The organism is Maribacter sp. 2-571, from assembly GCF_050589625.1.
Classification (GTDB): domain Bacteria; phylum Bacteroidota; class Bacteroidia; order Flavobacteriales; family Flavobacteriaceae; genus Pelagihabitans.
Genome location: NZ_JBNGOP010000003.1, coordinates 248,838 through 263,719 on the forward strand (window position 1 = coordinate 248,838; position 14,882 = coordinate 263,719).

A 14,882-nucleotide genomic window follows, 5' to 3' on the forward strand; every position below is an offset into this window, starting at 1 on the left:
TTTCATGATCAAGACAGATATATTGATAATCGGTGCGGGACCCACAGGGCTTTTCACCGTATTTGAGGCCGGTTTACTGCAATTAAAATGTCATTTGATTGACGCACTCCCACAGGCCGGCGGACAGTGTTCGGAAATTTATCCCAAAAAACCCATTTACGATATTCCCGGTTTCCCCGAAGTTTTGGCGGGAGATCTGGTACACAACCTTATGGAGCAGGCAAAACCATTCCAACCCGGTTTTACCCTTGGAGAACGGGCACAGACCATTAAAAAATTGGACGACGGTACTTTTGTGGTAACCACCAACAAAGGAACGGAACACTGTGCCCCGGTCGTGGCCATAGCGGGCGGACTCGGTAGTTTTGAGCCAAGAAAACCACCCTTGGAGAACCTGTCGGACTACGAGGGAAAGGGGGTGGCCTACATGATCAAAGATCCCGAAGTGTACCGTGATAAAAAGGTAGTAATTGCGGGTGGAGGGGATTCCGCCTTGGATTGGAGTATTTTTTTGACCGACGTGGCGGCCGAGGTTACCTTGGTACATCGGCGCAACGAGTTTCGAGGTGCTTTGGATTCGGTAGAGAAGGTACAACAGCTTAAAAATAAAGGGAAAATTAAATTGATAACCCCTGCGGAGGTTATAGGGTTGTATGGGGAACACCGTTTAGAAGGGGTTACCCTGCAAAAGACAGGTGCGGAAAAGGAAATGCTGGACCTTCGCGCCGATTCCTTTATTCCCCTTTTCGGGCTATCGCCCAAACTGGGCCCTATTGGGGATTGGGGGTTGGAAATTGAGAAAAATGCGATCAAGGTCGATAATACGCTGGACTACCAAACCAATATTCTCGGAATTTATGCCATCGGAGATGTGAATACCTATCCCGGAAAGCTCAAATTGATCCTGTGCGGTTTTCATGAGGCCACGCTTATGTGCCAAAGCGCATACCAACGTATTTATCCGGATAAAAAATATGTAATGAAATATACGACCGTTGGCGGTGTTACCGGTTTTGACGGGAGTAAAAAAGAAGCGCCGAAGGCGGTGGTAAAAAAAATAGAATAAAGCCATAGGTGGCGTTGGTCAGCCAAATGATGTTTGAGCAGCGGGAGCGTTTTCCAATAAGACCTGCAACGTGAAGTGCCCGCAACAGCTATTATGGCATTGAAGATAACCAATAAAACAAGTTGAAATTGTCCGATATTAAGATAAAGATTACCGATAGAGAAGGTGTGTCCCATGAGGTGGATGCTCCGACCGATATGAACATGAACCTCATGGAGGTGGTGCGTTCCTATGAATTGGCACCTGAAGGCACCATAGGAATCTGCGGGGGAATGGCCATGTGTGCTTCTTGCCAATGCTATGTAACCTCAGATCACGCACTTCCCGAAAAATCGGATGACGAAGAAGCAATGTTGGCGGAAGCCTTTAATGTAGAGGAAAACTCACGTTTGGGCTGCCAAGTACATATCACGGAGGCCCTTGATGGCTTGGAAGTGGTGCTGGCCCCGGAAGAGCTGTAGGTTCCCCGACCCAGTGTTCCCTTATATCCGTGCCTGATAGGTAAACAGGTTGTAATACCGTCCTTCCTCGGCAATCAATTGGTCGTGAGTGCCCTGTTCGGCAATACGGCCGTTTTCGATAACTAAAATTTGATCTGCCTTGCGAATGGTGCTCAACCGGTGTGCTATTACGAAGGTGGTGCGCCCTTCGGTCAGTGTGGCCAAACTTTTTTGGATCAATGCTTCGCTTTCGGTATCCAGGTTAGAGGTCGCCTCATCCAAGATCAGTATTTTTGGATCGGCCAAAATCGCCCTGGCAATAGCGATACGTTGCCGTTGCCCTCCAGATAGTTTTACGCCACGTTCCCCGATCAACGTGTCCAGTCCGTCCTCGAACCGATCGGTAAATTCATCCACATAAGCGGCTTTCACTGTTTGTAGCAACGCGGCTTCCCCAGCGTTTGGCCTTGGAAAAAGAATGTTTTCGCGAATGGTGCCCTCGAACAAAAAATCGTCCTGTAGTACTACACCTAAAAACTGGCGAAAACTGGTCAGGTCTACTCGGGAAAGGTCGTTCCCGTCTATGGTAATGGTACCCGATCCGGGATTTAAAAAACTGGCGGCCAAACCGGCAATGGTCGATTTTCCGGATCCTGAACTGCCTACAAGGGCAATAACATCCCCCGATTTTGCCGTAAAATTGATATCGTGCAATACCGCTTTGCCCTCCTCATATGCAAAAGAAACCTGATCGAAAACCATTTTTCCCTTGAGTTCCGATAAGTGAACGGTACGGTCCTTTTCGTCCGCTTCGCTCATTTGGTTCATCAACTCCTCCGTTCGGTCAAGACCGGCAAGGGCCTCGGTCAATTGACTTCCGATATTGCTCATTTGAACGATAGGCGCTACCATTAGGGCCAATAAAAAAGTAAACTCAAAGTACTCCCCGGTGGTGAGCTCCCCGTTCATCATTTTATAGCCGCCAAAGCCCATCATAATTCCCGTTGTGGCCAGTCCTAACAAAAAGGTGGACGAACTGGTCATGACCGCCGTAGCGGTAAGGCTCTTTTTTACGTTTTGGTAAAGTTTGTCCACGCCATCCTCAAAAACTTTTGCCTCTTGTGCTTCCGCATTAAAACCCTTGATCACCCGTATGCCGCCCAAGGTTTCCGTAAGTCGCCCTTTTACCTCCGCATTTATTTTTCCCCTTTCGCGGAACACTGGTCTAATGATCTTAAATGCCTTTAACGCAATAAATGCAAACAGTAACAAGGGTACAAAGGTCAATAAGGTCATGGTAGGGCTGATCCGCAGTAGCAATATCAAGGAAACAACGGCAGTAATCGTTCCGCCCACCAGTTGTACCAGTCCGGTTCCTATAAGGTTCCGAACCCCCTCCACATCGCTCATGATACGGGAAACCAGTCCTCCGGATTTTGTATTGTCGAAAAACCGAATGGGTAATGCCAATACCTTTTTCTGTACCTGCGCCCTGAGTTCCGAAATCATAAATTGCGCTTGTATGCTGAGTACTTTGGTCAACAGGAACGACATGATCCCCTGTACGAAAAACGAAAGCACGACAACGATAACGAGTACTTTTAAAAAATCGTAGTCCTTATTGGGTACGATATCGTCTAAAAAATAGCGAAGGGAAACCGGTGCTACAAAACTGGCCGCTTTGCTGATTACGATGAGCAAAAGCCCCATCAAAACCAATTTTCTTCGTGGCCAAATAATGGTTTTGAACGCTTTTAGGATGCTAACTTTTTTCTCTGCCATAAGCTTGAATAAAGGCCTAAAATTACGCTTAAATAATGGAATGGCTAGTATCGGTACACCGGGCCTTTGTGCGTTTGGTCATCTATGGTCAAAAAATAAAAGTAGTTGTCATTTTCAAAGTCGAACCCGGTAAGATCCAACTCCTTTGCAATTTTGCCAATGTCGGAATCGCTATCGTGCAATGTTTTGAGGACGTTTCCAAAATTGTCGGTCAAAACTAGGGTAGAAGCCATTTTTTTGGGAAGCTCATAGGCGATAACGATGGCGTCTTTTTTTGCATCCCTATAAATACTCAAGGGAATTTTTTTTCCATCGACACGTATTTCTGTTAAAACATCGGAGCTATAGACCACCAATTCGTCCCGATTGCCTTCGTTATAAATTTTCACATAAGCGGTTTCCGTATGTGCCTCATAAAAATATCCGGTTTTATTTTCATGCATCAGGGCGTGTAACGATTCGGTCGGCGGGATCAGGCTTCCAAAAGAGCGTAACCCTTTAACAGTGGGATAGGGGTAAGCCATTTTGATCATGATCCAACTGGTTTCCGGGGCCTCCCACTCAAAACTAAGGTCGTAGAGGTCGGTGTCGGTAGTTCCATATGCCAAAGTATACCCGCCATCGCTTGGTAGGAAAAAGGATTCGTTGTCCAACACCTCTTTCTTCATCCATCTACGATGCGTTTCCAAATGTTCGATGTTCAGGGTCTGCAACTGCTGTCGGTGTTCATGAACGGGATCTTCAAGACCAAAACCGGTAGCGATGGTCAAGGTACCAAATTGGGACACTGGCGCTATTTGGATGCTTGGGTCGCCGGGTAGAGGCGTACTGTTTTTTGTGGCGAGATTTGAATTGGAAGGAAAAAGGTAGCATCCTTTGTGCTTGTTTTTCCCACCGCCATGGTGATGCCCTTCCTTTTTCGATGGTCGCGCTACCATTTCGGGCAAGGGCGATCGGGTAAGGCTCCTGTCCTTGTCATAAAGAACCGATTCCTTTGAAAGGTTTTTAAATCGTAACGGTTCGGCAACGTGGTCATAAACGATTTTTTCAAAATAGTTATGTTCGGAAACAGCACCTTCGATATGCATGCCCACGGCATAATTGACGATTTGGACGTTTGTGAGTTTAGGTTCCGAAATACCATTTTTTGAAACGATCTGCAATGCCGTTGATGCAGGTTGCTTGGTATCGTTCGATAGTACGCAATGTTGCACGTACGCCGCACCGGGAGATAACCCAATGGTATTGTTCTTAAAAACGTAGCGGTCCAAAACGAGGTTTTTGCTTTGGTTCCATAACCCGATAGCACAGTTTTCGATTATGTTTTGATGACTGCGCCAGATGCCGCTATGTTCAAAATTTCCGATTTGGACCCCCACGGTGATTGCGGTATCTTTTTTAGTAATTCCGGAAATGGTATTTGTTGCGAAATGGAAGTTTTTCGCATCCTTTTTCCAAATAAAGTGTTCGTAGCCATCGGGCTTCAATATCCCGATTCCTTTTGTTCCATTTGCTAGGTGTAAACCGTTCTCCGCAAAGGTCTGATAAGGATTGTTGATGCGTACCGCAAATATTCCCTGGGAATTGTTGTAAATGGTATTGCCGATAATTTTATTTTCCGATCCGATACCGGAAGGGGAGCAGACCACAGCATGTGCCTTACCGTAATGAAAGCTATTTTCCGCTACTCGAACGGTGGTTTTGTCAAGTAAAAGTGCCGTATGTTCGGAATTTGAGAAAACACTTTTTTCGATATACGAGGGTACTTCGGTATCACCAAACCACGATAGTGCGGGTACGGTGTCTTGGATACCCGCTCCCTGAATATGCATTCCACTGATTTCGACCGCTCCGGCATCGGCGATCAACACGGTAAAACGATGTTTTTCAGTATCCGAACCTATTGTTATGGAACGTTGCGAAGTACTTATAGCGTTTTTGGAATCTTGATCGGATTCGGATTTGGCGCCGTTTTTCAAAGAGGTGCCGTACAACAGCAGACGTCCGCCATTGATTGCCTTTAATTCGGAAGGCTTTTGGTCTATGGACGGGGTAAAACGTATCGAAAAACGATGTTTGAACGGCGTTTCCTTGGTTCCCACTTGCAGTGTTCCGCCATCGATAGCAATATGGTTTGCGAATAGGGCAATGTCCTTACTATCATCGACCTTTAGCGTGCCCCTCACTATCAATTTTCCGACGGTAGCGGTATTTTTTGTCAGTATTCTTGTTTTCCCAAAAGGAACAATGACGGTGTCCTGCTGCTTACCGTCCGCTTTGGAAAACAGCGTTTTGCCTTTATGTTGCCCGTGTACGGCAACCAAGCTGGTCGTTAGCCATAAAAGGAGCACCAAAATAATATTAAAAGGCTTATAGCGCGCTATCATGAATGGGTCGCTTTAGGGTTTTACCACTTTTATGGGAAGCGAGGCGGTCGCAAACTTGATTTCAATGACATAGGTTCCCGAGGCCAAATGGTCCATTTGTAAAGGGATACTGTATTGCCCATCTTCCTGCGTTCCCGCGGAAAGTACGCGCAGTCTACGCCCTAAAATATCGAACATGCTAATAACGACCGTTTGGTCTTGCAGGAGCACATATTCGAGGGCGGATTGGGCCGTTATCGGGTTGGGCGATACACGAACGCCGGTCACAAATTGCTGGATATCCCCAGTGTCGATACCGTAGTTGTTTCCGGTTTTATCCCCTTCCGGGATAAGGTTTACCCATGCATAGCCCGTCTCGTCCGTAACCATTTTTAGGTATACCGCTCCCTCCTTGGGGTCAAAAAAGTATGCAGTGCCGGTCTGTGCGTCCAATTCGGAAAGGCTCGTTACTTCTTTGATCGGTACGTCCTCTCGGTCCAAGACCGAAATTCCGGTGTAGGGGAAAGGGTGTTTGAAAACGGTCCATTCGCCCGGTTTGTCCAGAACGCTTCTAAGCTCTAGGGCGTTTCCTTTTTCGTCCATATCCCATTGTCCCAAAATGGTATACTGCTGCTGTCCAAAAAAGTTAAAGAAGCGTTGATGGGCCCATTGCTGTTTGGGAATGCGAAGTTTGTCAAAATCACGGATCAGCGATACCTCTTGTTCGAGGTCAAAGCCGATACTGTTCATTTTGAGTTGCATGGCTCCTTCCGCCTCCAAAATGTAAGCCTGCCATTCTTCATGGTAGGCAATGGCATCCTTTCGAAAGGAGGAATAGGGGTGGGCGATCAGCACGGGACGGTCATATCCGGTCAAGCTCCCATCCGCGTCCAGTAAAAAGGAGGAGTTTTCATTGTCGCCCGAGGATCCTTTGGTACTCATCCATACCGGCAAGGTTTCCCCTTTTACCTGAATGCCCTTTAAAAAATTTTTACCGCGATGGCCACCGTGGCCGACGACTGCTGCGGCAACTTTTCCTTCCTCCACATCCTTGTTGATGTCGATAAAGGTTACGTTCGTCAATTTGGGCTGTTTGCGTCCGCCTTGCGAAATGGAATAGTAGCCCGCCCTACGGTCGCCATGCCGTAAGTGCCTGTTTTTTCCGCCGATGCTATTTGCCGATTTTCCCACTACAACGGTATTTTGTACGTGGGATTCCGATGATAGCAGTCCTATGGCGTTGTCGGCGATCATAAAATTGTCCAGGGTTATGTTCGTTATCTCCGTCCATACTCCGCTCATGGCGTTTTTGTAACTGGTGAAATTGCTAAAATTCCACATCAGGTCGCCATTTTGGAATTTGGTCATGAAAAACCCGTGACCGTGCCCCACTTGACCGTATAGCGCGTGGTTCGATATCCCTTCATTTCCGAGGTTTCCGGGAACCGAACAGGAATGGGCGAGGTTGCCGTCGAACACCACTTCTCTTGGTAGCAGATCGATTTCCCTAAACTCGCGATCGCGACCTCTATGGTCAAAAAAGAATCCTGTTCCCCTTTCCGAGCCGGCTACGTGGTTGTCGATAAGATTGTTGTGCACGTTCCGCATCCAAAATCCGGCAACGCGCTGTTCCCCCTGATCACTGCCGCCGCCGCCATCCCGGGGAAATGCAAAAAATCCCTTTTCGGGCTTACGGACCAACATGGCAAGGTTGTGCCGAAAGGTGTTGTTGATCTCGGGCCCGTCCTCGGCAGGAACAAAAACATGGTTCCGTACGTCAAATGCGACCACGTCTTCCACCAGTACGTTATCGGTCCGGTGCAGTACAACTCCCCGCTGTAGGCTATGATGAATACTTGAGTTTTTAATATAGTCGCCTTCACGGTCACCTGCCAAATGCCAATGCAGGTTGTACCGGGCTTCAATACCTGGCTGTCCCATGCGTCTAAACTCAACACCTTCTATATGAATCGGACCTGAATCGTTCAAGATCATCGTGTGGCCGCCGTACCGATCTGCTTCTGACTGCGAATCGCCCTGTATGACGATGTTCCGGGTAAGCATGCCTACTTCGGCACGTTCGTCCAAAGGTTTGTCCTCGTACCATTGTATTTCGCCAAAATGCGGATAACTTAGGGCAGGGGCAAAGGTGATGGTTTTTCCATCAACGGCCGAAATAGTAAGCTCCTCCGCTTCGTAGGGTTCGTATCCGCTGGGTGCGAGTGCAATTTTATCTCCAGGGACCCATCCGATCGGGGTTTTGTCCAGGGTCAAACGGGTATCTCCCGGCGATAACGAACCTTCCAATTGTCCCCAGCTAAGCTTGGTCGCACCAATGCCGTGCAACTGCAGGGATCCACCGGAAAGGGTGGTCAAGAACTTTCCTCCAAAAACGATTTCATCGCTTTTCGGACCGTTTAGGGTAATGGTCGCCTTATGCTGGAACGGGCTGTCCGCGGTTCCAATTTGAAGCAGTCCTTTTACCGTAATCGTCTCCGCCGTAAGGGAGATATCCTTGTCCTGAAAAATGAGGTTGCCTTCAATGGTCATATTACCAAGTTCGGGAGGGGAAACATCCAAGTATAGTGTTTTGTTGCCGGGTATGGTTACATTTTCACCTGCAATGGGGACCTTACCGGAAGGCCAGTTTACGGCATTTGACCATAGGTCTTGTGATAACAATTTTGGTCCGATGCCCAGGAGCACCAACAAGATCACGACCAAGGAAAACGATTTTCTCATATCTCGGAAGGTTATTGTTTCATTACTTTGATCGCCACTTCTTGGTCCGCCAATTGAAAACGGACAACATATACGCCACTTTGCAGATCTTCTCCTTCTAAGGGAATTTGATAGTCCCCTATTTTTTGGGTCGTCGCCTCAAAAGTCTTCATTTTTCTACCGGTAATGTCGAACACTTGAATTCCGATAAACTGTTCTTTAAGCAGTGTATATTCCAGGTAGGATCGTTCTGTAATCGGATTTGGCGTAACCCCAACATTGACAATGTCGTTGAACTCCACTGCGGCTATCGTTCCATCACCTACCGAAATGCCCTCTCCTGCCAACAAACGGGCAAAAGCATCTCCCTGATTATCGGTAACCAGCTTTACCACCACGGTAGCGTTGGACTTATCGAAATAATAAGCGGTACGGTTTTGGCCGCTCAGGTCGGCCTCGCTGTTCACTGCGGGTATTTCGGTGTCATCCGCGTTGCGTACCGTTACCGCTGCATGGGGATACGGATAGCGTACTATGGTCCAATCCCCGGCACGTTTTAAAACGCTTTTTGCCGTGATCACCTGTCCATCTTTATCCACCGCCCATTCGCCGCGAAAGGTTTGGGTAGATTTTGATCGAATACCAAAGTGGAAGGTTTTTCCAGACCTTAGGGCACTAATAAATTTTCCATCGTTTCCGACAAGGCTGATGTCCAGGGAATACGGAATATCGTTGAACTGTAGTTGCATAATTTCACCGGCATCCATAACATACGCCCTCCAATCTTCATGATAGATGGCATCGTCGTGGATCAGACTTGAAGCTTCATGTACGATGATCATCGGTTTTTGGTATCCCGTTAAACTGCCATCCCGATCCAGTAAGAACGAGCCGCTTGGCCGGTCTTGGTTGATGCCTTTGGTACGCATGTAGATCGGTTGCGAATTGATGAGTTTTATACCTTCAAAGTAATTTTCGCCGTAGTGTCCCGATTGGCCTACCACAGCGGCGGCCACATCGCCGTCGGCAATTTCGGAATTGATGTTTACAAAGGTTACATTCGTGAATTTTGGTTGTTTGGGACCGCCTTGGGCAATGGAATAGTATCCGGCCCTTTTATGTCCGTCGCGTAACACCCTGTTGGGTCCCCCGATGGTGTTTTCCGATCGTCCGATGATCAAGCTATTCTGTACGTAGGATCGGGACGACATTAAAGCGGAGGTGTTATCCGCAAGGATGGCATTGTCAAAAGTAACGTTGAGCATTTCGCTCCAAACCCCGCTTATGGCATTTTTATAAGCTGTAAAGTCACCAAAGCGCCACATAAGGTCCCCGTTTTTAAATCCGTCGAGGAACACGCCGTGGCCATGCCCTACCTGCCCGTAGGTGGCCACGTTGGTAACCGCATTGTTGTTTGCCCCCGGTACGGAACAGGAATGGGCCACATTGTCCTTAAAGACGATTGTTCTGGGTAGCACATCGAACTCCTTGTAAATACGATCTTTGGCGAAGCCGTCAAAAAAGAAGCCTACGCCCCGTTCAGATCCCGCGGAATGGTTTCCGATCAGGTTGCTGTGCGGATTGCGCGACCAAAATCCCGCTACACGATGTTCGCCCTGCCGGCTCAATTTGGTTTCTTTTCCTTCCGCCGGAAAGGCAAAAAAGCCATCCTCGGGGCGTAGCATCAGCATGGCCAAATTGTCCTTAAAGGTATTGTTGACTTCGTTTCCGTCCTCGGCGGGGATGAACGCATGGTTCCTGATGTGGTAAGCCACTACATTTTCGACCCATACGTTATCGGTACGATGGAGTACCACGCCCCGTTGCAGCGCGTGGTGGATACTCGAGTTCCGAATGTAGTCGCCTTTGCGGTCACCGGCAATATGCCAGTGAAAACTGTAACGCCCTTCCTGTCCGGGTTGCCCCATACGGGTGAATTCTACACCTTCCACATGTATGGGTCCCGAATCGCTTAAGATCATCGTATGGCCGCCAAAGCGTATTTCTTCGGAGTCCTGGGCACCCTGAATCGTAATGTTTCGCGTCAGTAGGCCCACCTCGGCCCTTTCGTCCAAAACTTTACCATCATAGGTCTGTAGTTCGCCAAAATGGTCGTAGCGCAAGGCCGGTGTAAAACGGATGTCGGTCCCGTTCACTTCGGTTATGGTAAGTTCTTCGGCCTCAAACGGGTCATAACCACTCGGTGCGATTACAATTTTATCGCCAGCGGCCCATCCGGTTGCATTTTGGTCCAACCGTATGGAGGTAGCCCCGGCACGTACGGTTCCTTCCAATTGCCCCCAGCTAAGTTTTTCCGCGCTGGATCCGTGCAATTGTAGCGATCCACCCGCTATGGTACTTAAAAAACGTCCACCGTATAGGGGATCGTCCGTTTTAGGACCGTTCAAGGTTATGGTAGCATCGCTTTGAAAAGGAGTCGCCTCCGTACCTATCTGTAACGTTCCCTTTACAAGAATGGATTTTGCGGTAAGCTGTAAGTCTTTATCCTGGAATATCAGATCTCCTTCTATAAGCATATTGCCCAACTCCGGGGGGGAGACGTCCAAACGGATCGTTTTGTCTTTTGGGATTTCCACATTTTCATTGGCCTTCGGCAAGGTTCCGTTGGGCCAGGTATCGGGGTCGGACCAATTTTCCTGTGCAGATAGGGAACAGGAAAATAGTATTGCGATACCAAAAAAGAATACACTGCTGGTGAGGGTTTCTAATTTCATCTATAAAAGGTTAAGTATGGGATATTTGGGGAATATCCATTGCCTAATAAAAGTATCGTTTTAACGGATGTACGGTTAAAATAATATAGGGTAACAATCAAATGGGCGGCTACCCCACCTTTTTTCGATGAAATACACTTAGGATTTTCGAATCCACAGAAAACGATAGGCCATAGAGGCCGTAAAGGTGATGTGTTATGTTCTGGAATTCGAACTATCTTTATGCAGTTGACGGTAGGGACGTACCATTTTATAAATTTGAGCAATGGATAAAAAAAAGAAGGACAGTAACAGGATCGTTTGGTTTTTGATATGTTTTATCGTCAGTGTCGGGGTACGGGCGCAAACTACGGCACTTTTGGCCAGGTGGGAAAAACAGGCCGAAAACATAACGATTATCAGGGACGATTTTGGCGTGCCGCATGTGTATGGCAAAACGGATGCCGATGCCGTATTTGGGCTGTTGTATGCCCAATGTGAAGACGACTTTAACCGGGTGGAACAGAATTATATTTGGGCCACGGGCCGTTTGGCAGAGGTGGAAGGGGAACAGGCCCTTTACAGCGACCTTCGCGCCAAACTGTTCATGACGGAGGAGGAAGCGAGGAAGTTGTATGCGGAAAGTCCGGAATGGCTCAAAAAATTATGCGATGCCTTTGCGGATGGCATCAACTATTACCTGTATACGCACCCAGAGGTAAGGCCCAAGTTGCTTACCCGTTTTGAGCCATGGATGCCCATGTACTTTAGCGAGGGTTCCATTGGGGGCGATATCGAACGGATCAGCACCAAAAAAATACAGGCGTTTTATGAAAATGGAATCGAAATTCCAAAGACGATGAAGAAACGGGAAGCACGGAAATATGAGATGGAAGAGCCGCAAGGGTCCAACGGAATCGCCATTTCCGGTAAACTGACCGAATCGGGCAGTACCCTATTGCTCATTAACCCACATACCTCGTTCTACTTTCGCGGAGAGGTGCATGTGGTCAGCGAAGAGGGATTGAACGCCTATGGGGCGGTTACCTGGGGACAGTTTTTTGTGTACCAGGGATTCAATGAAAAAACGGGATGGATGCACACCTCTACTTACACGGACGTTATGGACGAGTTTAAGGAGACGGTGTTGAACAGCGATGGGAAGTTGTTATACCGGTACGGGGAAACGTTACGCCCGGTAAAGACTTCAAAAATTACATTGAGCTATAAGGAAGGTGAAGAAATGAAATCCAAAACGGTAAAAGCCTTTCATACCCATCATGGACCTATAACCCATTTGGAGGATGGGCAATGGACGGCCTCCGCTATGATGTGGGATCCGGTAAAGGCATTGGAGCAATCTTTTATTAGGACCAAGCAGAAAGGGTACAAAGGATTTAGGGAGATGATGGATATTCGAACAAATTCCAGCAACAACACCGTTTATGCCGATGCCGAAGGGAACATTGCCTATTTCCACGGGAATTTTATACCGAAGCGCGATATTGCCTTCGACTATTCCAAACCGGTGGATGGTAGCGACCCCAAAACCGATTGGCAAGGGCTCCATCCGGTAAGCGAACATATAACGCTTCTCAACCCTAAAAACGGTTGGTTACAAAATTGTAATTCCACACCCTATACCGCGGCCTTGGAGTATAGTCCCAAAAAAGGGGACTACCCTTATTACATGTCCCGGGACCAAGAAAACTTCCGGGGCGTGCATGCTATCGGTTTGTTGACCGATAGGTCGGGATATACCGTTGATAGTCTAATTCAATTGGCCCATGACCCTTATTTGCCGGCATTTAAGATATTGATTCCCGGTCTGTTGGAAGCCTATTATGAGTATGATGACCGCAACCCGAAACTCCTGGAACCTTCCGAGATATTGGCCAAGTGGGACTATAATACCGGGAAGGAGTCCATCGCCATGACCCTTGCCCATTTTTACGGTACCGCTTTGTTGGAAAGGGGCGAACGCCCTGCCGGGCTGAGCGGTATGGAACTGATTTCCTATTTCGGTACCGATTCGCCCAAAGGCGAACGCAGGCGTATTTTTGAAGAGGTCGTCGATCGGTTGACCGATGATTTTGGTTCTTGGCGTGTCGCGTGGGGAGAAGTCAATCGGTACCAACGTTTGAACGGGGCACTTCGGCAGCCCTTTAACGATGACAAGCCTTCGGTTCCCATCGGTTTCGCCTCCGGCCGATGGGGCGCCCTTGCGGCCTACGGTGCCCGGTATACGAACAATACCAAAAAGTTGTATGGTACCAGGGGCAACAGTTTTGCGGCGGTAGTGGAATTTGGTAAACGGGTAAAAGCCAAAAGCATTCTGGCCGGTGGACAGAGTGGAGATCCGGAATCCCCATATTTTGACGACCAAACGAAACGGTATGCCGATATGGAATGGAAAGAAGTTCCCTTTTATAAGGAAGATGTTTTGCAACGCGCAGTGGAAACCTACCGACCTGGAAAACATCAATAATTTAACATTAATAGATAGTTTCTTACTTTTTTTGTTAAATATTATTTATTTTCAATAATTTTGACATGTTAGAACGCTGTATTGCCAATACTTTAAGACATGCATTACATTTTATATTGCTCGACGACCAGCAACGAATTAAGCGAGAATAAACTTATACAACTTCACAGAAACGCCCAAACAAGTAACCGCGAAAAAAATATTACCGGACTTCTTCTCAACCACAAGCAACGGTTTATACAGTTTATCGAGGGAAACAAATCCGATTTGGCACTTGTTTTTGATAAAGTAAAGCAAAGTCGGCTGCATCATCAAATTAAGGTTTTGGATTCGGGTACTTGTACCGATCGTATGTTTCCATCTTGGAGCATGGCCTATGATAATTTGGACAATACCGTTAAGGGTAATATGTTAAAAAAGGCGCAATTTGAAGATTTGTTTCACCGTTCGAACATTGTCAGTTCTCCGCTTGCCGTTAAATTAAAGCTTTGGACGCACTCCCAGAGCCTATTTAATATTGGTGTTTGATAGCGGACCGCTACGGTTAAACTCAAAAGGATTTCCCTTTTACATAAGCAAGCAGTTTTGACTAGGGCGTACAGCGGGCCATTTACTCCTTGGTGATGATCAAGGTGGCCTTGGAGCCCGAGGATAGTAGCCATTTGTTGGTGTATATCAGTTCCCCTTTGTCGTCGTAAACATCTACCTGTGCAGTGTTGGGGGATGAGGTGCCCTCGTTGAGCGCCACAAAATCGAGACGGTTGAAGCCTTTTACCAAGTCGACGTTAATCCCCTTAAAACTTCCTGTTAACAAGGTATTGGCGTCAACTACCATGTCGTTATGTAGGATCTTCACACGATCGCCATCGACATATTCATGGTCCCTGCATACGATTCCCACGAACTTTCCATTGTTCTTCACATCGCCCAAATACATGTTTCCAAAAAAATCGGAGGAACCTTCCTTTGCCCCTTTTCGGGGTCCTACCTTAGGATCGATCTTCATGCCCGTACCTGCTTGTACCAACTTTCGATCGGGGAGCATTTTCACCGGTTTTCGTCCCAAGGAATCCTTGAAATTGATTTCGGGCTCATTTCCGACCACCGAGGGCATTTTTAGCGCGGTACCTTTTTGTTGCTGCCCCTTGATGTCCAGTTTATTGGCCGCTTCAACGTTTAAGGGTTTTGCATCGGGCAGGTCCGTTTGCCCCATCACTAAAAATGGGATGGCTAACAAGATCAGAAAAAGTGTTGCGTTTCGCATGTCCTTTATATCGTCGGTGTTCTAACATAAAAATAACAAAT

The 14,882-nt window shown here is 47.5% G+C and carries 9 protein-coding genes; 4 read left to right on the plus strand and 5 right to left on the minus strand.

Annotated elements, in window-relative coordinates; genetic code table 11:
* Window positions 1-4: 4 nt before the first annotated feature.
* Window positions 5-1,066 carry an NAD(P)/FAD-dependent oxidoreductase gene (locus tag ACRD7P_RS03730; protein ID WP_430906152.1) on the plus strand — a complete coding sequence of 354 codons (1,062 nt, stop codon included), beginning with the start codon at window positions 5-7 and terminating at the stop codon, window positions 1,064-1,066.
* 128 nt (window positions 1,067-1,194) lie between these two features.
* Window positions 1,195-1,527: a ferredoxin gene (locus ACRD7P_RS03735; protein ID WP_430906153.1), complete on the plus strand. Its 333-nt coding sequence runs from the start codon at window positions 1,195-1,197 to the stop codon at window positions 1,525-1,527.
* Between the two features lie 21 nt (window positions 1,528-1,548).
* On the opposite strand, the gene ACRD7P_RS03740 is transcribed toward ACRD7P_RS03735, so the two are convergent.
* The 4 genes from ACRD7P_RS03740 to ACRD7P_RS03755 are packed head-to-tail and all read right to left on the minus strand — an operon-like array spanning window position 1,549 to window position 11,110.
* Entirely contained in the window at window positions 1,549-3,288 is a 1,740-nt protein-coding gene (locus ACRD7P_RS03740; protein ID WP_430906154.1) for an ABC transporter ATP-binding protein, read from the minus strand.
* A gap of 44 nt (window positions 3,289-3,332) precedes the next feature.
* Window positions 3,333-5,675 (minus strand): G8 domain-containing protein, encoded by a 2,343-nt coding sequence (locus ACRD7P_RS03745; protein ID WP_430906155.1) that lies wholly within the window; start codon window positions 5,673-5,675, stop codon window positions 3,333-3,335.
* 12 nt (window positions 5,676-5,687) lie between these two features.
* Window positions 5,688-8,396 carry a G8 domain-containing protein gene (locus ACRD7P_RS03750; RefSeq protein ID WP_430906156.1) on the minus strand — a complete coding sequence of 903 codons (2,709 nt, stop codon included), beginning with the start codon at window positions 8,394-8,396 and terminating at the stop codon, window positions 5,688-5,690.
* An 11-nt stretch (window positions 8,397-8,407) separates the two neighbouring features.
* Window positions 8,408-11,110: a G8 domain-containing protein gene (locus ACRD7P_RS03755; RefSeq protein ID WP_430906157.1), complete on the minus strand. Its 2,703-nt coding sequence runs from the start codon at window positions 11,108-11,110 to the stop codon at window positions 8,408-8,410.
* Window positions 11,111-11,375: 265 nt separating this feature from the next.
* Here ACRD7P_RS03755 and ACRD7P_RS03760 point away from each other — a divergent pair, with 265 nt between their 5' ends.
* Window positions 11,376-13,577, plus strand: a complete 2,202-nt coding sequence (locus ACRD7P_RS03760; RefSeq protein WP_430906158.1) for an acylase — start codon at window positions 11,376-11,378, stop codon at window positions 13,575-13,577.
* A 99-nt stretch (window positions 13,578-13,676) separates the two neighbouring features.
* A complete protein-coding gene (locus tag ACRD7P_RS03765; RefSeq protein ID WP_430906159.1) occupies window positions 13,677-14,105 on the plus strand; it encodes a BLUF domain-containing protein in 429 nt (142 codons plus the stop codon).
* A gap of 82 nt (window positions 14,106-14,187) precedes the next feature.
* On the opposite strand, the gene ACRD7P_RS03770 is transcribed toward ACRD7P_RS03765, so the two are convergent.
* The gene (locus tag ACRD7P_RS03770) at window positions 14,188-14,841 is read right to left on the minus strand and encodes a hypothetical protein (protein WP_430906160.1); all 654 of its coding nucleotides are present in this window, start codon (window positions 14,839-14,841) and stop codon (window positions 14,188-14,190) included.
* Window positions 14,842-14,882: the final 41 nt, after the last annotated feature.

Coding starts and splice junctions, on each gene's coding strand:
- ACRD7P_RS03730 (WP_430906152.1), top strand. CDS start 5: ATGATCAAGACAGATATATTGATAATCGGTGCGGGACCCACAGGGCTT.
- ACRD7P_RS03740 (WP_430906154.1), bottom strand. CDS start 3,288: ATGGCAGAGAAAAAAGTTAGCATCCTAAAAGCGTTCAAAACCATTATT.
- ACRD7P_RS03745 (WP_430906155.1), bottom strand. CDS start 5,675: ATGATAGCGCGCTATAAGCCTTTTAATATTATTTTGGTGCTCCTTTTA.
- ACRD7P_RS03750 (WP_430906156.1), bottom strand. CDS start 8,396: ATGAGAAAATCGTTTTCCTTGGTCGTGATCTTGTTGGTGCTCCTGGGC.
- ACRD7P_RS03755 (WP_430906157.1), bottom strand. CDS start 11,110: ATGAAATTAGAAACCCTCACCAGCAGTGTATTCTTTTTTGGTATCGCA.
- ACRD7P_RS03760 (WP_430906158.1), top strand. CDS start 11,376: ATGGATAAAAAAAAGAAGGACAGTAACAGGATCGTTTGGTTTTTGATA.
- ACRD7P_RS03765 (WP_430906159.1), top strand. CDS start 13,677: ATGCATTACATTTTATATTGCTCGACGACCAGCAACGAATTAAGCGAG.
- ACRD7P_RS03770 (WP_430906160.1), bottom strand. CDS start 14,841: ATGCGAAACGCAACACTTTTTCTGATCTTGTTAGCCATCCCATTTTTA.